Origin of the sequence: Streptomyces sp. NBC_01384 (genome assembly GCF_045040035.1) — a bacterium.
In the GTDB taxonomy this organism is placed as follows: domain Bacteria; phylum Actinomycetota; class Actinomycetes; order Streptomycetales; family Streptomycetaceae; genus Streptomyces.
On sequence record NZ_CP109559.1, the window covers coordinates 10,086,984 to 10,106,829 of the forward strand.

A 19,846-nucleotide genomic window follows, 5' to 3' on the forward strand; every position below is an offset into this window, starting at 1 on the left:
AGCCCGGCCCTGTCGGGGCGAACAGAGCTGGGTGCGCGGACGTCCGGCCAGTGACCTCGAGGGCTTTTCAGGGAGAGCGGGACGGGCGCAACCGAGTTGTGCAACAGAGAGGACGAGACGCAGGGTCGTGCCGTCGAACACAACGACACGGCAAGGGCGTTGGGCACCTCGGCGCACTCGCCTCGCTCGGCAGGACCTACGACGCGAGCTCGCTTACGGGTACGGCCACTTGCACCACTTGGATGAGGAGGCCGTCTTGACCGTAGGGGGACTCGACCACCCCGAGACAGTTCGCCGTGGGAATGCCGGCAGCCGACTCCGCTTGCTGGGCGGGCGGATAAGGGAAAGTCCGTGCCGGGCCCCGGAGCGGGTGCGGTGCCCGACCCCGCCGTCGAACCGGGTGCTGCGGATGGTCGACGCGGCGGAGTACAAGCGGCGGCAGTACCCGCCCGGCACGAAGATCTCGCCAAAGGTCTTCGGCAAGGACCGCCGCCTCCCGATCACCAACCGCTGGCGCGAGTCCGCCTGACGCGGGGCCCACTGGGTGGGGGCCTCGGCCTCGGTGACCGGTACAGCCCGTCACCGGGGCCCGATCGTCGGCTTCGACGATGGACTCCATGCCGACCTCCGAGCCGAGCAGGTCCAGCACTTTCGACCCGCCGTTCCCGGACCGGCGCCCCGACCAGGTAGGGCAGCGGCAGTGCGGGGTCCCGGGCGCGGGCCGCCCAGTCCGGCGCGGCCTGGGCGGGCAAGCAGTCGTCCGCCGGCGCGTGCGGGGGTGAGGCCGTGGGCGCGGTGCACAGCGCGCGGGCGAGCTGCGCAACCTACGCGCGGGTGAGCACCGCGGTGGCGAACTCCAGGAACGGCGGCGGGCGTCCCCGCCCCTGACGGGGCGCCAGTTATGTTTCGAGTCATGCCGGATCATCGGCGCCGAGCCTGGCAGCAACCCATCCCGGGCCGCAGAAGAACTCTCACAGTTATGTTTTTCGCGGTCCTGCAAGAGGGCCGCTGGCCTCCGGGCCCGGCATGACTGTGTCCCCGTGTCGAACGGATGACCGGGGGGTGTCACCGGGCCCGGGAGGTGCCGTCGGAGACGCTGATGAGAGGTCCGGCCATCGCCCGGTCCGGCGCAATCACGGCCCGCGCGCCCGCCCACGGCCAGCGCCCAGGCCGCGAGCAGCACCTTGCCGGGCGGCGCACCGGCCCGCCGGCCCGCCGACACACGGGCACACCAGGCCGTCGCATCGGTTGCGTCCCGCAGGTGTGTGCCGAGGCCGAACAACAGTCGCTCGCCGCAGAAGTCGAAGAGGCCGCCCACTGATCGCCCCCGGCTGGGCGCCTGCCGCCACCTGACGCCGTGCCCGATGCCCTGACCCCGAAAGACACGTCCGGGACGCCTGGATGCGGGCCGGGTCCTGATCAAGCGGCCCCGGGGACCGCTGGATACAATTCGGTCATGGGTGAGCGGCCCGTCCATTCGGCTGCGCCGGGACCCGTTCTGGGAGTCGGTTCCGGTGGTGCGGGGGTCTGTCCCGATGCGCTCGCACGGTGGGCCGGCGGCGGTGTGTGATGGGTGCGACGTCGGGGGGGATGGAGCTGTACTCCGGCCGGGCTTCGGGTCTGATCGGGGCGCAGATCGCGGGTTACCGGGTGGAGCGTGAGATCGGCCGCGGGGGCATGGCCGTGGTGTACTGCGCGAAGGATCTACGTTTGGACCGTACGGTCGCGCTGAAGCTGCTCTCCCCGGAACTGGCCCGCAACGACACTTTCCGCCGCCGCTTCACGCACGAGTCGCTGGTGGCCGCCGCGATCGACCATCCTCATATCGTGCCGGTCTTCGAGGCCGGTGAGACGGACGGCGTCCTGTACATCGCCATGCGGTACGTCTCGGGGCTGGATCTGCGGGCTCTGCTCGATCGGGACGGTCCGCTGCCGGTGACGACCGCGCTGCGTATCGCCACGCAGGTGGCGTCGGCGCTTGACGCGGCCCATGAACACGACCTGGTGCACCGGGACGTCAAGCCCGGCAACATTCTGGTGGCCCGGGGCACGGACAGTGATCATCCCGAGTACGTCTATCTCACGGATTTCGGGCTGACGAAGAAGTCGCTGTCGCTGACCGGGTTCACGAGCGTGGGCGAGTTCGTCGGCACGCTCGACTATGTGGCCCCGGAGCAGATCTCGGGCCGCCCGGTGGACGGCCGGTGCGATCTGTACGGCTTCGCCTGCGTCGTCTATGAAACCCTCGCGGGCGGGCCGCCCTTCCAGCGGGACGACGGCATGGCGCTGCTGTGGGCGCATCAGTACGACCGACCACCGCCCCTGAGCGAGAAACGGCCGGGGATCCCGCAGGCGATGGACGGGGTTCTGGCCAAGGCCCTGGCGAAGGTTCCCGAGGACCGTTACGACTCCTGCCTGGAGTTCGTGGCGGCTCTGCGGGCCGCCGCGAGCGGCGCCGGCAAGGAGGCGCACGCGCCGACACAGGTGGCCCCCGCAGTCGCCGGAGCCGGGCAGGGACCCGAGCCGGTGCCGGATCCGCCGCTCTGGGCCCGGCCGGTCTTCGGCCGTAAGCCCGGGTAGCCGCACCCCGTACGCCCGGTCGGCCGCACCCTGCCAGCCCCGGCCCGGCTGCGCCTGGTCCTGCCGGGTGGGGGCTGTCGGCTTGCGAGGTGTGCGGGACGGCCGCACACAATGGTGTGAAGAGGAACTGAGGAGGCGGAGGGGGAGGGGTCGACGGTAGGAGGTTGTGTTGCGGGTTTCCTGAGGCTGTGCCGCTGGTCTGTGTGCCGCAGGCCCCGATGCCGGGAGTGGAGCTCGTGAGCGTCGAACCGTCGTCGTCCGAACCGTCGTCGTCCGACCGTCCCAAGGGTCCTCCCTCGGGTCCGCTGGCGGGTCCTTCCCAGCCGGACCGGCCCGCGCCCCCGGACGCCGAAACCCGACCCGGCGGTGGCGGGCGGTCGGAACCGCCCGGCGGGCCGCCGGGCGGAGAAGGCCCGGGCGGCGACGAGGGCCCGCGCCATCCGTGGTGGAAGTCGGCGCCCCGGGTGGCCGTGGTCGCCACCGCCATCGTGGCGGCGGTGGCCCTGCTTCTTGTGTTCACCCGTTCCGACGGCACCTCGAACCAGCGGCGGGGCGAGGTCTTCCTGCAGTCCGCCGGGAGCACGGGCGCGGATCCGTTCACGGAGTCGACCGCGAAGGAGGGCGCGTCGCCGACGGCGACACCCTCGCTGCCCGCCACGGCCACGGGCAACGTGGCACAGAGCGTGAACGGCGACGCCCCCGGCCTCTACGGCGGGACACGCAACGTTGCCAGTTGCGACGTGGAGAAGCAGATCACCGCCCTCAAGGCGGACCCGTCGAAGAACGCGGCCTTCGCCTCGGTGCTGGGCATCCAGCCTGCTGCTGTTCCCGGCTATCTGCGCCCCCTCACTCCCGTGCAGCTCCGGGCGGACACCCGGGTCACCAACCACGGCTACCGCAACGGCTCTCCCACCAGCTACCAGGCCGTGCTGCAGGCGGGCACCGCCGTCCTGGTCGACGACCGCGGGGTACCGCGAGTGCGCTGCGCCTGCGGGAACCCGCTGACACCGCCGACCGCGCAGAAGAGCACCCCCAGGCCGGTTGGCCACTCATGGTCCGGCTACCGGTCCTCGCACGTCGTTGTCGTCGCGCCCGCATCCCGCCCGGTGAAGAAGTTCGTCGTGGCGGGGCCGAAGAAGGGCGACTGGTTCACCCGGAACCAGGGCGACCACCGGGGCGCGCACGACAAGAAGACGACACCGCCTCCGCCTCCGCCACCGCCATCGTCATCGCCGGAGCCGTCCAGTCCGGGCAAGGAGCAGACACCGCCGAAGGGCCAGACCTCGCCGGGACCGGGTAAGCCGTCGAGGCCGTCTGAGTCGGGTAAGGCGTCGAAGTCGTCTGAGTCGGGTAAGGCGTCGAAGTCGTCTGAGTCGGGTAAGGCGTCGAAGTCGTCTGAGTCGGGTAAGGCGTCGAAGTCGTCCGAGTCGGGTAAGGCGTCGAAGTCGTCGTCAGAGCCGTCCTCGAAGGAGTCCTCGAAGTCGCAGGCCCCGTCCTCCGTGCCGCCCTCCTCGCAGCCCGCGCCCCCGAGCTCAGCGCCTCCGCCTCCGTCCTCCGCGCCCGAGAACACGGCGCCTCAGGATTCCGGATCCGCGCCCGCCGATACGGGGCAGCAGCAACAGCAGCAACCGTCCGGCCCGGCGGGGTCCTGAACTGAGGGCGGTCCCGCAAATAATCTCTGAGTTGGTGTGGACGGCGGCTGCTCTCTCTGTGCGGCCCGCTCGCCCGGCGAGGGTGAGGTTGTGGTGCTTAGCCCAGCGAACGGTGCTGTCCAGGACGGCTCCGATGCTGTACCCGACGCGGTGCTGGTGGCCGGACCACAGAAGGTACGCGACCATTGGTACGCCCCTCGGTCTGAAGCGGCGCTGCGCGTGACGTCAGTCGGTGCAGGTAGCGGTGGCGGGCGTCGGACGACCGCAGACCCCGTGCCAGCAGCATGCCGGTGGACAGTGCTGTCACGTGGCCGACGGGAGTGACCCCCAGCGTGGTCAGGCCGCTCGTGATGTGCGGTGCGCGCACCGCGAGCGCGGCGAGCGCGGTCCATCGGTGCCACCGCCGGGCCCCCGCTGCCACCACGGCGGCCAGGGCCGAGACGATCACGTAGGACGGGCCGACGTCCAGCGTCGCACGCAGCGCCGGGTCCGCTTGGCCCGCCGCGATTCGCGCTGCCAGCAGCCCTTCGCTCACCAGTGTGCCGAGGACTTGGCCGGCCGCGATCAGCGCGACCGCCCGCATGTTGCCGAACCGGATGACGAGAAACGCCAGCATGGCCCCGGCCAGGGCGATGCTGGGCAGATAGGCCCAGGGATCGGCGCCGAACAGGAAGGCGGAGGCGATGAGCGCCTCCACAGGATGATCATCCATATTGGCCAGGTTGGTCGATGCCCAGGCGTTCACCGCGTGATCACCGCCGTACGTCAGGGACGACGCGGCGGCGAGCAGGGCGAAGCCCCAGGGCACAGGGGAAAGCCATCGGCGGGCGGGCGTCCGGGAGAGATCCATGTGGCCGACCCTGGCAGAGGGTGCCCGCCCCGCGGATCTGGCCACGGAATGACCGGCTGATCTCTGTCCCTGGACAGAGGCGGACGATCGCCCTCCCGCCTAGGGTCGGATGATGCGAGGCATGATGGTGAGGCATGACGCGGCGTCCTGTGCCAGGGGCCTGACGCCGACTCAGCTGATCGGGCTGGATGTGCTTTTGGCCATGGTCCTGATGGCGTCGAACGTCTTGTGGTGGACGCTTGGCACGCACCGCACGGGCTGGCCGGCATGGCAGACCGTGCTGACGTGCTCGTTGGGCGTGGCCGTCGCCGTCCGGCGGCTGCTGCCACTGCCTGCACTGGCGGTGGGGTCGGTGGTGATGGCCACCGACGGCGCGCTCAGCCTGACGGGGGTGCTGGCGACTGCCTTGCTGGTGTACGGGGTGGCGGTCGCCCGACCCGCGCGTGTCGCGGCGTACGCGAGCGCGGTGGCAGGCGCCGCACAACTCGCCTTGATGATCCCTATGCAGGGCATAACAGGGCACGACTACTGGGGGTGGCTGGGGATGAGCCAAAGCCTCATCGTCGAGGCCGCCGCCTGGGCGATCGGGTGGGCCACCAGACGGGGCCGCGCCTACACCCGAGGCCTGGTCGAGCAGGCCGAAGAGCGGGCACAGCTCCTCCTCGTCGAGGAACGCATGCGCATCGCCCGGGAGTTGCACGACGTCGTCGCGCACAGCCTGAGCATCGTCGCGGTCCAGGCGGGCGTCGGCCACCACGTCATCGGCAGCCGACCTGACGAGGCCGCGAAGTCCCTCTCCGCGATCGAGACGACGAGCAGGGCAGCCCTGGGAGAGCTGCGTTCACTGCTGGGTGTCCTGCGCGATCATGACGGTGCCGAATGGCTACCCGGCGGCCTAGACGACCTCAACACGCTCCTCGAACAGACCCGACGGGCCGGTGTCCAGGTCGAGTTGACGATCAGCGGTCACCCGCACGCCCTGCCCCGAGGTCTGGACCGCGCCGCCTACCGCATCGTGCAGGAAGCCCTCACCAACGTCGTCAAGCATGCCCGCACCAGCCACGCCCGGGCGACGGTCGCCTACGCGCCGGGCGAGGTCGCCCTCACGGTCGTCGACGCCGGAGCCAGCCGCACGACCACCCCGATCACCGAGGGCCACGGCCTGACCGGCATGAAGGAACGCGCCGCCCTCTACGGCGGCGAGGTTCACGCGGGTCCGCTCTCGCCGCACGGCTTTCGCGTCACCGCCCGGCTGCCGTACGCAACGGACGAGCGAACAGCCCAGTTCCCCGTGGGCGCCGATCTGGAGGGCGCATGACGGTGCGGGTGGTCGTGGTGGACGACGAGACGCTGGTGCGTGCCGGGTTCCGTGTGCTGATCGAGTCGGAAAACGATCTCCAGGTCGTCGGGGAGGCGGCCGACGGGACCCAGGCGGTCAGGGTGATCCGCGAACAGCGCCCCGATGTCGCCCTGATGGACATCCGGATGCCCGGACTCAATGGTATCGAGGCCATCCGCACGCTGCTCGGCGGCCCGTCTCCGGTGCCCGTCCACGTCCTGGTACTCACCACCTTCGACCTGGACGAGTACGTCTTCGAGGCGCTCCGCGCAGGCGCCGCGGGCTTCCTCCTCAAGGACACTCCACCCGCACGCCTGATCGACGCCGTGCGGGTGATCGCCACCGGGGAGTCGTTGCTGTCGCCCGGCGTCACCCGCAAGCTCATCGAGACCTACGTCCGCCGCCCCGGCTACCCCGGCCCGGTCACCCGCACCCTGGACGGGGTGACCGGCCGCGAGCGGGACGTGCTGGGTCTGATCGCACGTGGCCTGTCCAACAACGAAATCGCAGCCGAGCTGTATCTGACCGTCGGCACGGTCAAGACCCACGTCAGCCATCTGCTGACGAAGCTGGGGGCCAGGGACCGGGCCCAACTCGTCATCGCCGCCTACGAAAGCGGACTGGCCGGGCCCGCACGTCGTTGAAGCAGGACGAGCAGGACCCAATTGTTGGGCAGGAGGGCCCGCATGTTCGGACGAGGCCGATGTCTCCTGCGGCTGGTGATCCGCGGAGGGTTCGCTCCGGTCGGCTCGGCTGATAAGAGCTGGCTCGCGCCCCGTCTCGTGCCTCAGAATTCTCGGCGTGACAGACACGGAACCCACCGAAGAAGAGACGTCGGACGGGCTGCTGGGCTGGTGTCTGGTGGCCAGCGTGGCGCGGGAGACCGCGCATGGCGAGGGCGGCCTCGACATCCAGCACGGCACGAAGCACTTCCGTGCAGGTGCCCTGCTGTGGCTCCCGCCCGTCCGGTGGGACCCTGGCCACTGGCGCTGGCCTGCGGTGGGCCGGCACCGGGGCAACGGCCGCCGGTACGTCAACATGATCGTACGCGCGGATGATCTGGAGAACTTCCGGGTCAAGGGTGTCTACAGCGAAGCTCTGGTGCGCAGCCTCAACGGTTACGAGCACGACCCGGCCGCCCCGCGGACCCTGCAGAACCCGTGGTCCCGCGAGCGGGCCCAGAGCTGGGCGGACGGCCGGAACCGCCACCGGGAGCCTCTCTTCATCGAAGGCCACCCCTACGCCCACCCGCGGATCTCCGTTCCCAACCCTCCGCCGGCGGAGATCCAGATCGACGGTGAGACCCTCCACCTCGCCCGCTACGGCACCGGAGGAGCCCACTACAGCCGCATGCCCCCTCCCGTGGAATGGATCCCCGAGCCGTGATCCGCACGTTCGAACGATAGGGCGGGGAAGTTGGCGTCACGGGTGGGGAATTACGGAATTCCGTGACGTTCCACAGCTGGATCGGGCACAACGGCTTGCTGCCGGGCTAGGAGTCCCTGACCGTCTGTCTCCCCGCGGCCCGGGCGACCCTCGTGGTCCTGCGGAACACCGGCATCAGCCATGGCGGCGCGCAGCCCGGCATCCTGTTCGGCGAGGCGATCACGAAGATTGTCGCGCCGGGCCGTGTCTTCAGCCTGTCCGCCCGGCCCGCGGCCCGGTGACCCGTGCACGGCCGCGGCCCGGGCGTGTACCCCCTGCCCTCCCGCGCGCGGGAGGGACCGCGTCGCCGGAGTCCGGGCCGCCGCCTCTCGCCGCCGCTCTCGGCGACAGTCTTCCCCGGGCGGTTCGGGGAAGTCACCGGCGTCCTTGGCGTACCGGCCCGCCGTCTTTCTTTGCGTACCCCCGGCCCGCGGCCGCCCCTGACCCGTCCCGGGAGCGCGGCGCCGTGCCCGCCGTCCGCGAGCGCATGGCCCAGGACGCCGGCAAAACCGCCTGAGCCCCCGTGCGGGAAGGCCCGGGCCGGCCGGGATGAGCCGGCCGCTCTCCTCGTCCGGGGCCAAAAACGCGGCGTACCCGGACCTGCCGGCCGCGGCGGCCCGGCCCGGTGTCCGCGGGCCGGGTGTCCGCGGGTCCGGCGTTCCCGGCAGCCGGGCATCCGCCGGAGGTCCGCGTGCAAAGGGGCACGGTCTGCAGCGGGAGTGACGGATACCCCGGTGGGAGTGCGTGTTGTGGGCCGGTGTCCGCCCGTAGGGCGGCGTAGGGCGGTGAGGAGCTGTTTCCGCCGGCGCCGCTTTGCCGGCTGTGCTGCCCGCCGGGCTGCCTCCGCTTCCTGCTCCTCACGCGGCCGGCGGGCGGATGCCCCAGCGGTCCCCCATGCCTGGCACAGCACAGCCGCAAGCGGCCGGTGGTGCAGTCGGGCTGATCCACGGTGTCCGGGGTTTTCGGGGAGCTGCTCCCCGGGGGGCTCGGCCGGCACGGCGACTTCACCGGGTGATGCGGTGCCCGCACGTCACACCGCCCCGCACCACCCGTCCCGTCCCGTCCCGTCCCGTCCCGTCCTGTTCAAGCGGAAAGCGGAAAGCGGAAAGAGGAGATCGAGCCATGGCTGCCCCTGTACCGAGGGAAGGGCGGACCGGCGGGTTGCGGCGGGCCGTTTGGCACCGGCCGCTGCCGCTGCCGCTGCCGCTGCTGCTGTTGCTGCGGACAGCGGTCCCGGTGCCGGGCGGCCCCAGGGGTGCGCGGGCCGGCGGCGATGGCCGCGTCCGGCTCCTTCAGTGACGGTCGGCGTGCCGGCCCGGCCGGCACGCCGGCGGTGTCGGAGGCGGGGGACACGGCGTGGTCCGGTGTCGTCGGCATTTCTGTCCCCGGACCGCCGAGCACGGGTTCCCGGCGTTTGCCCGGCGTTGTGTGAAAGCCGGGCGTGCAACGAGGCATGCACAGTACGCGCGCAGTTGGATACAGAAAGTCGGTAGGCGGCATATGACCATTCAGATGACGGATGCCCTGCTCACCCACGACCGGACGGCCACCTCTCACCCTGCAGCCGGTCATCGGCATGCGCACGGCGGCCGGCCGCTGTCTGCGGCCGGCCGCCGCACGTACACCGCCCACATCAACCCCGACCGGCGTATCGTCGCGGCCGAGCCGGATTTCTCCCGTCAGTTCGGGCGGACCTCGGCCGACACCTGCGGCCGCAGCCTCTACGAGCTGCTCCATCCGAGTTCCCCGTCCTATCTCGACCGGCACTTCGCCCGTCTGTCGGAAGGGCGGTGCAACCGCTTCGACGAGCGGATGGTCGGCCTCGGCGGCTCGGGCCGGGTGTTCTCCGCCGGCCTGACCGGTATCGCGGTCCACGACACCACCGGCGGCCTGGCCGGCATCGTCGTTCAGGTGCGACCCGACCAGGAAGCCGTCTGCGCGGCCGCGGAGGAGCCGGCCGCACATCCCCGGGAGCGGCTGCTGAGCAAGCTGGACGCGCAGGTCCTGGAGGGCGTCGCCAGCGGTGCCTCCACCGTGCAGCTCGCCGCGCGCCTCTACCTCAGCCGGCAGGGCGTCGAGTACCACGTCGGGCTCATGCTCCGCAAGCTCAAGGCTCCCAACCGGGCCGCCCTCGTCGCCCGCGCCCACTCCCTGGGCATGCTGACCGTGGGGCAGTGGCCCCCTCGCGTGGCACCGGAGTTCATCAAGTAGGACGTCTGACGGCCGCCCCGGCCCGCCCCGCCCCGATCGCCCCGGCTGCCCCGCCCCGGCCCGATCGCCCCGGCCGGGCGGGTGGGCGGGTGGGCCCGCGTCCGCCGTTCCCGGCGCACGGGCCCGGTCCCGGACGGCCGGTCCCGGACGGCTGGTCCCGCTGAGGCTGGTCCCGCCGCGGCTGGTCCCGCTGCGGCTGGTCGTGGGCCGTGGCCGCGGCGGCGTCTTTGTGCGGCGGCTTTGTGCGGGGCCGGCCGGGAGACGTCCGTGCGCACCGGCAGGGTGTTCAGGATTCCCTTTCCCTGCGGCCCGTGCGGGGGCACTGCGGCCGCCGGAGGCGGACGCGCCCGGGGCTGGGGGCGGCCGGCCGTCCTAACCGGGCTTTAGCACCGGAGCCCATGGTGACGGCCCGCAGCACGCCCGCGACGGCGCCGGGCCTTTCGGAGGGCAGAGTCGATGGACCAGGTCAGGACGGGCGAATCCGGCCAGCCCATGGAGCCGGTCTGCGGGCCGGATGCCCTGCAGGGCTGGGATCCGGCGGTGCAGCTGGGCGGGCCCGGCGTGTATCCCTTCACCCGTGGTGTGTACCGGTCGATGTATGCCGGGCGGCCGTGGACGATGCGCCAGACCGCCGGGTTCGCCACGGCTGTCGAGTCCGGCGCCCGTTACCGGCAGCTGATCGCCGACGGCATGACGGGGCTGTCGGTCGCCTTCGACCTGCCCACGCAGATGGGCCACGACTCCGACGCCCCGGCCGCGCACGGCGAGGTCGGGAAGGCGGGGGTGGCCATCGACTCGGTCGACGACATGCGGGTGCTGTTCGCCGGGATCCCGCTGGAGGAGGTGTCGACGTCGCTGACGATCAACGCGCCGGCGGCCGTGCTGCTCCTGCTCTACCAGCTGGTCGCCGAGGAACGGGGCGTACGCGCCGACCGGCTGACCGGCACCCTTCACAACGACGTGCTGGAGGAGTACATCGCGCGCGGCAGGTACATCTTCCCGCCGAAGCCGTCGCTGCGGCTGACGGCGGACATCTTCCGCTACTGCCGTGCCCGGATGCCGAGGTGGAACACCATCTCGGTCTGCGGCTACCACATGGCCGAAGCGGGCGCCTCCGCAGTGCAGGAGATCGCCTTCACCCTGGCCGACGGCATCGAGTACGTGCGCACGGCCATCGCGGCCGGCCTGGACGTCGACGACTTCGCGCCGCGGCTGTCGTTCTTCTTCACCGCACGGACCACGATCCTTCAGGAGGTCGCCAAGTTCCGTGCGGCACGCCGCATCTGGGCGCGGGTGATGCGCGAGGAGTTCGGCGCGCGTCACCCGAAGTCGCAGATGCTGCGCTTTCACACGCAGACCGCGGGGGTGCAGCTCACCGCGCAGCAGCCGGAGGTGAACCTGGTGCGCGTGGCCGTCCAGGGCCTGGCCGCGGTCCTGGGCGGCACCCAGTCCCTGCACACCGGCCTTTTCGACGAGGCCGTCGCACTGCCCGCCGGCAAGAGCGCCCGGCTCGCCCTGCGCACCCAGCAGGTCCTGGCCCACGAGACGGATGTCACCGCCACCGCCGACCCGTTCGCGGGCAGTTACGCCGTCGAGAAGATGACCGACGACATCGAGGCCGCCGTGCTGGAACTGATGGCGAAGGTGGAGAAGCTGGGCGGCGCGGTCGGTGCCATCGAACACGGCTTCCAGAAGGCCGAGATCGAACGCAACGCCCACCGCGTCGCCCGGCAGACCGGCTCCGGCGAGCGCGTCGTGGTCGGCGTCAACCGCTACCGGCTCGACGAGGAGGAACCCCGCGAGCCGCTGCGCGCCGGCCCCGCCGCCGAACGGCGCCAGGGCGAACGACTGGCCAAACTGCGCGCCTGGCGGTGTTCCGACCGGGTCGACGACGCGCTCGTCGCGGTACGCAAGGCCGCCGGGGGCAGCGACAACGTCCTCTACCCGATGAAGGAGGCACTGGCCTGCGGAGCCACCGTCGGCGAGGTCTGCGACACCCTGCGCAAGGCATGGGGCACCCACGTTCCCTCCGGCACGTACTGACACCGCGACACCTGCCGGCACCGGCCCGCGCACGGCGCGGCCCGCGCAGCGAATTCCCCCTCAATTCCCCCCGATTCTCTCTGATTCCCCCTCAAGCCGCCTAATTTCCGGGGCCGGCCGCCAGGAACGGCCCGAACCGTATGGAGGACCCGTGCTCCCATCCGCACTCCCGCTCCGGGTCGTGGTGGCCAAGCCCGGCCTGGACGGGCACGACCGGGGTGCGAAGGTGGTCGCCCGCGCCCTGCGGGACGCCGGTGTCGAGGTCATCTACACCGGACTGCACCAGAGCCCGCGGCAGATCGCCGACGTGGCCGTCCAGGAGGACGCCGACGGCATCGGCCTGTCCGTGCTGTCCGGGGCCCACATGACCCTGTTCGCCGCACTGCTGGAGGACCTCAGGCAGCGGCAGGCCGACGACATCACCGTGTTCGGCGGCGGCATCATCCCCGACGCCGACGTCCCGCAGCTGCTCGGCCTCGGCGTCGCCGCCGTCTTCACCCCCGGGACACCGACCCGCGACATCGTCGACTGGGTGACCACCCGCCTCGCCGCCGCGCGCCGGCCCCCTGCCGCACCCGCCGCGACGACGGGGGACAGGCCCCCGCCCGCCCGGCGGACGAAGCAGCACGCTCCGCCTGAGCTTGGCGTTTAACCTCGCTGCTGTTTCAAGCGGACATGTTCGGTGAGGGTTTCGGCTCGTTTCACGGTCTTCCCGGGTTCGTGGTGCGGGGCTGGCCTGCGGTTTTTCGAGCCGGGTGGGCGTCCGGGGCCGGGCCGGGAGGGTTGGGGCACACCTGCGGGACGGGCGGTCTTCACGCGGAGGTGGCGGAACCCCCGGCGGACCCGGGCAGGGGTGAGACGGCGGGGCTCGGCCGGCCGTTCCCAGGGACGGCGGAGGTCCTCGGCGGGGGGGCGGGCGAGGCGGAGCTGGGTGTGCGCGACGACGATCAGCCAGGTCCACAGGCCGGCGGTGTGCGGGTCCCGGACCTTCGGCACGGTCCAGCCCAGTGTCTGCTTGAACAGCCGGAACGTGTGCTCCAGGTCGAATCTGCGCAGGAACGCCTGCCAGCGCAGGTCGAGGTCTTCGCCCGTCATCGCGGTGCGCGAGGACCACAGCCAGACCGGCTTCGGGTCGCGGTCGCCGGGCAGGTGCTCGACCTTCAGCCGGATCAACGTGCCGTGGATCAGGGGAAGTTCACCGCAGTGGTCGAGCCAGGGACCACGGGCCGTCAGACGCGGGTGCATCCGGTCCCAGGCGAACGCTTCGGCCCGGCCGTAGCGGGTGGTGTCGCAGGTGGTGGCCTGGTCGGGGGTGTGCCAGGAGTCCGGTTTGGCGAAGGTGAGGACTCCGCCGTGCTTGCGGGGCTGCCCGCCGCGCGGGGTGGAACGCCGTGGGCCGGCGTCGCGGAGCATGACCCGGTCCGAGCGCAGCCTTCCGACCAGTTCGACCGGCAGGTCCGCCAGGACGTAGGCGAGGCGGGTGACGTCGTAGCCGGCGTCCATGACGATGAGGATGTCCGCGTCGCCGGGCTTCCACTGCCTGGCGTGCACGAGCCTGGTGAAGACGTCGCGGAGTTGAGCGGCGGTCACTGCGGTGGCGTCGTCGGCCGGCCCCAGCCGGATCGCATCCAGGACCGCGGTCCATGATGTGCGTCCCGTCTCCAGGGCGGCGACGAACGAGTAGGGCCAGCCCGGGATGAACTGATCGGCGCTGCGGCCCCGGCCGTAGACGTGACAGAACAGCAGGTCCGGACTGGTCGGCGCGTCGGGGCGCAGCCAGTTGCTCACATCCACCGCGAGGACGATCCGCCCATCGGCAGCACGCGGCAGCGGTGTGGAGGCAAGCAGCCTGCGCAGGCGGCGCGGCTCCAGCCAGCCGTGGTTGACCGCGTCGTACATCGCCCCGTGCCCGCGCTGATGCTCGGCGGTAAGCGTGAGCTCGGCCAACGACGTCACCGGACCGTCCGTGCACAGCACCGCGTCGGCCAGCTCGAAGAGCGCATCCGGCCGCTTGTAGAGGCAGTCGTAGAACTCGACACGAAAGTGGGACAGCACGCTCATCGCGGCGTCAGCGGGACCTGCAGGAGCCAGACTCTTCACAGCGGCCGTTCCTTCACGCGACGTTGCTCGACACCTCGAAGCGTGAAGAACGGCCGTCCTGCTGTCTCAGGAAGACGCCAAGATCAGCAGGTCAGGTGACCCGGCGAGGTTAAAAAAAGCTGAGAAGCTGTGTCTGATCCCTGCATGACAAGTTGAGCAGGGCTTCGATACACGTCAGGGCCGTGTCGCTTCGGGGCTCCGCCCGCTGACTTCAATGAGATCAGCGGATGGCCGCCGACTACGAGGCAAGCGCGGACGCCTCGGCGATTCTGAGGCGACAGCCCTGGCCGGGTTCTTCCCGCGACGCAGCCGCCGCGCCAGCCTCCAGGGCGGCGTCGCGCTCCACATGGCAACAGCGTGGGCGAGTTGCTGGCGCGCTTCGTCCAGTGCTGCGCGAGTCTCGACCTTCTTCCGCTGCTGGTCGGCCAGGCCCTTGTGGAAGGCATGACGCCTGTTCGAGGACGGCAGCAGTACGTCGGCCACTTCCCGAGCGAGTTCGTCTGGCAACTCCCGAGCGTCGAACAGGTCTGTGGCCACGATGGCCTTGCGTACTGGGGCGGGGTCGGGATCTTCGCCACTGTCCTGCTGGGCGTAGTACCTCTCAAGGGCGTCACGCGCCGCAATATCGAGCGCAGGCCGCTCCATCCCGTTGTATTGGCCTTCGTCTTCGAGCTGCCGAATTTCGGCTTCGGCGCGGCTGGCATTGGTGTGCAAGCTGTCGAGGAGTTGGAAGTAGGGATGATCGCGTCGCCAGCGGTCGGCGTCCGCGCGGCCGAAGTCGGCTGCGGCCTTGATGACGTCGTTGGCAGGGCCGAGGACATGCGGGCCCGACGAAACGCACGGGACTACGAATTACTCCGAGCTCGGAGTAAATTCGTAGTCCGGCGGGTTGCCTCCACGGGTGCGAAGGTAACCCACACACGAGCGCGATGCGCGCCGCGTATCAGCAGCAGGGGGCTACCCAGTCACCGTAGCCCCCTTCGAACCGTCAAGCCCGGATCATCGAGTCAATGCACCGCGAGCCGTTGATCTCGACGACTGCGGCCGGGCCTGCGCCTTGGGGCAGCTTCGTGTCGTCCAGGTCGCAGAGCAGACGCTCCACGTCGACGACGAGCGATCCATAGACATGCCACGCATCAGGCGCGCCGACTGCTCCCCGGTCGATGAGATCGGTCATCCCGGCATGCCAGGTACGCATACGCTCGATCACTGTGTGCAAGTGCCTTTGGGCATCGACTTCAGTCGAGCCGGCCGCCGCTCCGATTCCGGCATAGCTCATGAACACCTGCCCTGCCAGATCGAGAGCTTCGGCGTATCGAACAGCGAAGCCGCCGTTCAAGCCGGGGTGCGCGCCTTGAACGAGGCTGTCGGCCAGCGTCCTGGCGATGCCGCGCACCTGAAACGACGCCGTGTGCAGCACCTCCAAGGCACCCTCATAGATCTGGATCATGTGTTGCCTTCGAGCCCCGGCTCGGACGTTCCAGCGCAGACTTTCCGCCGATGTTTGTACCTCCTCCCTTGCTTCCGAGAGCTGCTGCTCCAGGTCGCGTGCCCGCTCCAGCCAGATGGAGGCGTGGCTCAGGGGCCGTTCCCCCTCCAGCCCTCGGCTCATGTCCTGCAGCAGCGTGCCGGTGCAGCGGGCCAGACGCCGGACAGCAGCGTCGGACTGGGCGAGGTGCGTCGATGGAAGGATCAAGGCGTTGACCACGACTCCCACCACGGCGCCGGTAAGGGTGGAGACCACGGGGGAGACCACGTGTCCGACCGGAGCCGCGGCAGCAGCTGTCAGGGTGATCAACGCAGTCGATGCGATTTGGAGCCGGTCCTCGCCGTTGCCCCGTCTGCCGGTGAGCAGCACCGTCGTCAGGACGGCCAGGATGCCTCCTGCGGTGGCCCCCAGCAGCCAGGCGGCGGCGACAGCCAGGAACACTCCCAATACCTGGATCCCCACTCGGCGCACGGCATGGACGACCGAGCTGTACACCGTAGGCGCGTTTGCCATGAACAGTGCAGTGGCCACACCCAGGAACTGCTGCTGTCCCGGTAGCCACAGGGCGATGAGCTGCCACGTAAGCACCGCCGCGATCAGGCTCTTTACACCGTGCAGGACGTACTCGCTCCGGCCCGAGCCGATCGTCCTGATCTGGCCCAGCAGCGCCACCAAGGCCTGCGGTGTCGCCGTCGAGCCACCACGGCACCGATCAGTGGGAGAAAAACGCATGCCGAGCAGAATGTCTGATGTTTTCTATTTGTCCAATGATGTGGCTCACTTTGGCCCCGCGCCGCGGGAACCCCACGCGGTCGGGGACGAGCGTGTGGCACACACGGCCGGGCTGTTTTGTGGGGGACGCGCCATGACCGATACGCAGGACGTCTGCCCGATTGCGCTTCTGTAATGCGTCCCGAGGTCCCCGATGAATTGATCACGCTGGAACGAACCGCCGAGGCGGAACGCGCGAAGCTCGCCAGCCTCTCCCGGAGGCGTCGCCACGACGCTCTTCCGAACGGTGCCGTCAGCAACCCCTGCAAGCCTCACCGTTCTGACCTGCGCAAAGAGGATGTGAAACAGCTTCTGAGCGGGGAGACGGCCGGGGAGCCGGTACCGCGCCCTCCGCCCGGCCGCGCCCTCCACCCGGCCGCGGGCCCCGCAACGGCCACAGGCCCCGCGGCTGTTCACCCTCACCCTCGCCCACGCCGTCCCCCTCGCCCTCGCCGTCGCTCACGCTGTCCGCAGGTGCGCCCCGCCGTGCCCCGGCGTGCCCCGGCGGGCTTTGTCCGGCGGGCACTTCCTGCCGTGCAGCCAGTGCCCGCCGCGGCAGGCACTCGCGGTGGCATATGCCTTCCTAGACTGCGCGAACGGGGAGAATACGACCGGGAGGGCGGGCCCATGGTGCTCCTGCATCGCGACGACGAGTGCGCACGGCTGGACAAGGCCCTGCGTGCCTGCACCGACGGCACGGCCCAGCTGGTCCTGGTGGAAGGGGCACCCGGCTGCGGCAAGACGCGGCTGGTGCAGTACGCCGCCGACGCCGCGGCCGAGCGCGGGCTCACCGTGCTGCACGCGGCCGCCGACCCCGCCGCCCGCCGCCAGGACCACGCCCTGCTGCGCCGGCTCGCCGACGGCCTCACCGCGGGCCCCTCCCGGCCGGCCCCGGCACCGGATACGACCGGCACCCCTTTCGCCTCCCTGCTGCGCGCGGCCTGCGCCCGCGGCCCGGTGGCCCTGTGCATCGACGACCTGCAGTACGCCGACCGCGCCTCACTCGCCGAACTGCTGCGCCTGACCCACGCCCTGCGCCACGCCCCCCTGCTGACGGTGCTCGCCCAGTCCCCGTACCACCGCAGCGACGGCTCAGGCCTGCATACCGAACTGCTGCGCCACCACAGCTTCGTGCGTATCCCCCTCGCCCGCCTGGATGCCCGCAGCACCGCGGAACTGGCCCGCTTCTGGGGCACCCCGGTGCCGGCGGGCGCCACCGCGCAACTCCATCGCCTCAGCGGCGGCAACCCGCTGCTGCTGCGCGCCCTGCTGGCCGAGACGGGCCCCGCCGACGGCCGCCGGCCCGGGTGGCCGCAGCCCGGGCTGGGCGGCCCCTTCGCCGAGGCGTTCGCGATCTGTGTGCAGCGCTGCGGCTCTGCCGCCCGCCGGCTCGCCCTGGCCCTGGCCGTCCTCGGCGAGCAGGCCGACCTGCGCAGCGCCGCCCCGCTCGCCCGGCTGAGCCCCGACGCCGCCGCCCGGGCCCACCACGCACTCGACGCCGCGGGACTCGCCGCCGGTGCCCGGCTGCTCCACCCCACGGCCGAGTCCGCCGTGCTCGCAACGCTCCCGCCCGCACAGCGCCGGTCGCTGCACCGCGACGCCGCCCGCGTCCTGCACCACGCCCTGGCCGAACCGGCCGTCGTGGCACGCCGGCTGCTCGCCGCCCAGGCCGCCGCACACGACTGGGAGATCCAGGCCCTGCGGGACGCCGCCCGGCAGGAACCGTTCTCCCGCAGCGACCCCGACCAGGCCCAGGCCTGTCTGCGCCTGGCCCGTTCCGGCTGCCGCGACGTCCCCACACGGCTGCGGATCACCCTCCAGCTCGCCGCCCACACCTGGCGGCTGCACCCGGCCGCGGCCCACCGTCTCCTCGACGAACCCCAGGCCGCCCTGCGCGCGGGGAAACTGCCGCCCGCCGACGCGGGGTGGCTGGCCCGGCTGCTGGCGGCCCAGGGCCGCGTCGAGGAGGCCGACGAGGCCCTCGGCCGGGCCGCCCAGGGCGCCCGCCCGGCGGCCGCCCACCCCCCGCTGCGCGACCAGCACCCGGCCCCCCAGGTCCCGGCCTCCCAGCTCCCGGCCCCCCAGGTCCCGGCCTCCCAGCTCCCGGCCTCCCGGGTCCCGGCCCCGCCGTCCGTCCGCGCCGCCGCGCTGTGGCTGCCCCCCCACGCCCCGGACGGCGTAGCGGCCGCCGAACGGCTGCTGGCCGGCACGCCGCTGACCCAGGCCGCCTTCGAGCTGATCGACCGCGCCCTGCGCACCCTGGTCGAGCACCGGCCGCACAGCGCCATCGCCTGGTGCCGCCGTCTGGGCGAGCAGGCCCCGGCCCGGGAAGCCCCCGGCTGGCAGGCCGCCTTCGCCACGGCACACGCCCAGTCCCTGCTGCACCTCGGCGACCTCGCGGGCGCCCGGCGGGAGGCGACCTCCGCGCTCGGCCACCTCGCCGGCCGCGGCGGCCCGTATCTCCTCGCCCCGCTCGCCCTGCTGGTCCAGGCACTCACCGAACAGGGCGAGTACGCCAAGGCCGCCCTGTATCTGCATCCCACCCTGCCCGGCGAGCCGTACTCCACCGTGCACGCCCTCGCCTTCCTCGGCGCGCGCGGCCGCTACTACCTGGCCACCGCCCGCCCCCGGGAGGCCCTGGAGGAGTTCCTGGAAGCGGGCAGCATCGCCGGCCGCTGGGGAGTGGACCAGCCCGCTCTGCTGCCCTGGCGCACCGGCGCCGCCCAGGCGCTGCTGCATCTCGGGCGCCCGGCCCAGGCACAGGCCCTGCTCGCGGACCAGCTCGCCCGTGCGGCGGTGGGCGGGGCGCGGGTGCGCGGGGTGGCGCTCCGGCTGAGCGCGGCCACCGCGGAGCCCCGGCGCCGCGTCGAGCTGCTGAGCGGCGCGGTCGACGAACTGCGCGACTACGGGGACCGCCTCGAACTCGCCCGCTCCCTGGCCGACCTGGGCTCCGCGCTGCGGCTGAGCGGCGAGGGAACCCGGGCGGGGACGATCACCCGGCGGGCCTGGCAGCTGGCGGGCGAGTGCGGCGCGTTGCCGCTGTGCGAGCAGATACGTCCCGCCCCCGGCCCCCAGCGCGCCGCGCGCCCCGCCGCCGGCCGGGACAGCCGGCCGGCTCAGCGGCGCGGAGGAACGGGTGGCCACCCTCGCCGCCCAGGGCCACACCAACCGGGAGATCGCGGCCAAGCTCTACGTCAGCGCCAGCACGGTCGAGCGCCACCTCACCTGCGCCTACCGCAAACTCGGCATCTCCCGCCGCCAGGACCTGCCCCTGGACCTGCGCACCCGCACACCCGAACAGGCCGGTCACTGACCCGACCGACCGGCCGGCCGACCGGCCGGCCGGGACCATGCCGGTGCCGCGCCGGGGGAGTTCACGCCGCCGG

16 protein-coding genes and 2 pseudogenes are annotated in these 19,846 nt (G+C 71.9%); 13 read left to right on the forward strand and 5 right to left on the reverse strand.

Features of this window, described 5'->3' with window-relative positions; genetic code table 11:
- The first annotated feature begins 256 nt into the window (after positions 1–256).
- The 3 genes from OG747_RS46365 (at position 257) to OG747_RS46375 (ending at position 4,232) form a co-directional block, all read left to right on the forward strand.
- Positions 257–529: a hypothetical protein gene (locus OG747_RS46365; protein WP_405886129.1), complete on the forward strand. Its 273-nt coding sequence runs from the start codon at positions 257–259 to the stop codon at positions 527–529.
- Positions 530–1,590: 1,061 nt separating this feature from the next.
- The gene (locus OG747_RS46370) at positions 1,591–2,580 is read left to right on the forward strand and encodes a serine/threonine-protein kinase (protein WP_405885377.1); all 990 of its coding nucleotides are present in this window, start codon (positions 1,591–1,593) and stop codon (positions 2,578–2,580) included.
- Positions 2,581–2,816: 236 nt separating this feature from the next.
- Positions 2,817–4,232 (forward strand): DUF6777 domain-containing protein, encoded by a 1,416-nt coding sequence (locus OG747_RS46375; RefSeq protein ID WP_405885378.1) that lies wholly within the window; start codon positions 2,817–2,819, stop codon positions 4,230–4,232.
- A 97-nt stretch (positions 4,233–4,329) separates the two neighbouring features.
- On the opposite strand, the gene OG747_RS46380 is transcribed toward OG747_RS46375, so the two are convergent.
- Positions 4,330–5,082: a rhomboid-like protein gene (locus OG747_RS46380; RefSeq protein ID WP_405885379.1), complete on the reverse strand. Its 753-nt coding sequence runs from the start codon at positions 5,080–5,082 to the stop codon at positions 4,330–4,332.
- A gap of 121 nt (positions 5,083–5,203) precedes the next feature.
- On the opposite strand from OG747_RS46380, the gene OG747_RS46385 reads away from it, so the two are divergent.
- The 8 genes and pseudogenes from OG747_RS46385 to OG747_RS46420 form a co-directional block, all read left to right on the forward strand.
- Positions 5,204–6,400, forward strand: a complete 1,197-nt coding sequence (locus OG747_RS46385) for a sensor histidine kinase (RefSeq protein WP_405885380.1) — start codon at positions 5,204–5,206, stop codon at positions 6,398–6,400.
- Positions 6,397–7,065 carry a response regulator gene (locus OG747_RS46390; RefSeq protein WP_405885381.1) on the forward strand — a complete coding sequence of 223 codons (669 nt, stop codon included), beginning with the start codon at positions 6,397–6,399 and terminating at the stop codon, positions 7,063–7,065. The genes OG747_RS46385 and OG747_RS46390 overlap by 4 nt, the downstream gene beginning before the upstream one ends.
- Positions 7,066–7,222: 157 nt before the next feature.
- Positions 7,223–7,807: a hypothetical protein gene (locus tag OG747_RS46395; protein WP_405876814.1), complete on the forward strand. Its 585-nt coding sequence runs from the start codon at positions 7,223–7,225 to the stop codon at positions 7,805–7,807.
- A gap of 152 nt (positions 7,808–7,959) precedes the next feature.
- Positions 7,960–8,088, forward strand: coding sequence for a hypothetical protein (locus OG747_RS46400; RefSeq protein WP_405876812.1), 129 nt, complete (start codon positions 7,960–7,962; stop codon positions 8,086–8,088).
- Between the two features lie 880 nt (positions 8,089–8,968).
- Positions 8,969–9,145, forward strand: coding sequence for a hypothetical protein (locus OG747_RS46405; protein WP_405876810.1), 177 nt, complete (start codon positions 8,969–8,971; stop codon positions 9,143–9,145).
- Between the two features lie 213 nt (positions 9,146–9,358).
- On the forward strand, positions 9,359–10,057 hold the full coding sequence (locus tag OG747_RS46410) for a LuxR C-terminal-related transcriptional regulator (protein WP_405876808.1): 699 nt from the start codon (positions 9,359–9,361) through the stop codon (positions 10,055–10,057).
- Between the two features lie 456 nt (positions 10,058–10,513).
- Complete coding sequence (locus OG747_RS46415) at positions 10,514–12,100, forward strand: methylmalonyl-CoA mutase (RefSeq protein WP_405876806.1); 1,587 nt, start codon at positions 10,514–10,516, stop codon at positions 12,098–12,100.
- 151 nt (positions 12,101–12,251) lie between these two features.
- A pseudogene (locus tag OG747_RS46420) lies at positions 12,252–12,656 on the forward strand (cobalamin B12-binding domain-containing protein); the annotation flags it as partial.
- A gap of 92 nt (positions 12,657–12,748) precedes the next feature.
- Here OG747_RS46420 and OG747_RS46425 read toward each other — a convergent pair.
- The 3 genes from OG747_RS46425 to OG747_RS46435 all read right to left on the reverse strand — a co-directional run bounded on the left by OG747_RS46425 (position 12,749) and on the right by OG747_RS46435 (position 16,421).
- The gene (locus OG747_RS46425; protein WP_405876804.1) at positions 12,749–14,161 is read right to left on the reverse strand and encodes an NF041680 family putative transposase; all 1,413 of its coding nucleotides are present in this window, start codon (positions 14,159–14,161) and stop codon (positions 12,749–12,751) included.
- Between the two features lie 213 nt (positions 14,162–14,374).
- On the reverse strand, positions 14,375–14,914 hold the full coding sequence (locus OG747_RS46430) for a hypothetical protein (RefSeq protein WP_405876802.1): 540 nt from the start codon (positions 14,912–14,914) through the stop codon (positions 14,375–14,377).
- A 274-nt stretch (positions 14,915–15,188) separates the two neighbouring features.
- A complete protein-coding gene (locus OG747_RS46435; RefSeq protein ID WP_405876800.1) occupies positions 15,189–16,421 on the reverse strand; it encodes a hypothetical protein in 1,233 nt (410 codons plus the stop codon).
- A 666-nt stretch (positions 16,422–17,087) separates the two neighbouring features.
- Between OG747_RS46435 and OG747_RS46440 the strand changes: the two are divergent.
- Positions 17,088–17,507: pseudogene (locus OG747_RS46440) on the forward strand (ATP-binding protein); the annotation flags it as partial.
- A 45-nt stretch (positions 17,508–17,552) separates the two neighbouring features.
- On the opposite strand, the gene OG747_RS46445 reads toward OG747_RS46440, so the two are convergent.
- On the reverse strand, positions 17,553–19,604 hold the full coding sequence (locus OG747_RS46445; protein ID WP_405885382.1) for a hypothetical protein: 2,052 nt from the start codon (positions 19,602–19,604) through the stop codon (positions 17,553–17,555).
- Here OG747_RS46445 and OG747_RS46450 point away from each other — a divergent pair.
- Positions 19,597–19,773, forward strand: coding sequence for a helix-turn-helix transcriptional regulator (locus OG747_RS46450; protein WP_405885383.1), 177 nt, complete (start codon positions 19,597–19,599; stop codon positions 19,771–19,773). The two genes, OG747_RS46445 and OG747_RS46450, sit on opposite strands and share 8 nt — an antisense overlap.
- Positions 19,774–19,846: the final 73 nt, after the last annotated feature.

What these genes read in the sequence shown, in the direction of transcription:
- OG747_RS46370 (WP_405885377.1), top strand. Translation starts at nt 1,591, where the DNA reads ATGGAGCTGTACTCCGGCCGGGCTTCGGGTCTGATCGGGGCGCAGATC.
- OG747_RS46380 (WP_405885379.1), bottom strand. Translation starts at nt 5,082, where the DNA reads ATGGATCTCTCCCGGACGCCCGCCCGCCGATGGCTTTCCCCTGTGCCC.
- OG747_RS46385 (WP_405885380.1), top strand. Translation starts at nt 5,204, where the DNA reads ATGATGGTGAGGCATGACGCGGCGTCCTGTGCCAGGGGCCTGACGCCG.
- OG747_RS46390 (WP_405885381.1), top strand. Translation starts at nt 6,397, where the DNA reads ATGACGGTGCGGGTGGTCGTGGTGGACGACGAGACGCTGGTGCGTGCC.
- OG747_RS46405 (WP_405876810.1), top strand. Translation starts at nt 8,969, where the DNA reads ATGGCTGCCCCTGTACCGAGGGAAGGGCGGACCGGCGGGTTGCGGCGG.
- OG747_RS46410 (WP_405876808.1), top strand. Translation starts at nt 9,359, where the DNA reads ATGACGGATGCCCTGCTCACCCACGACCGGACGGCCACCTCTCACCCT.
- OG747_RS46415 (WP_405876806.1), top strand. Translation starts at nt 10,514, where the DNA reads ATGGACCAGGTCAGGACGGGCGAATCCGGCCAGCCCATGGAGCCGGTC.
- OG747_RS46425 (WP_405876804.1), bottom strand. Translation starts at nt 14,161, where the DNA reads ATGAGCGTGCTGTCCCACTTTCGTGTCGAGTTCTACGACTGCCTCTAC.
- OG747_RS46435 (WP_405876800.1), bottom strand. Translation starts at nt 16,421, where the DNA reads ATGCGTTTTTCTCCCACTGATCGGTGCCGTGGTGGCTCGACGGCGACA.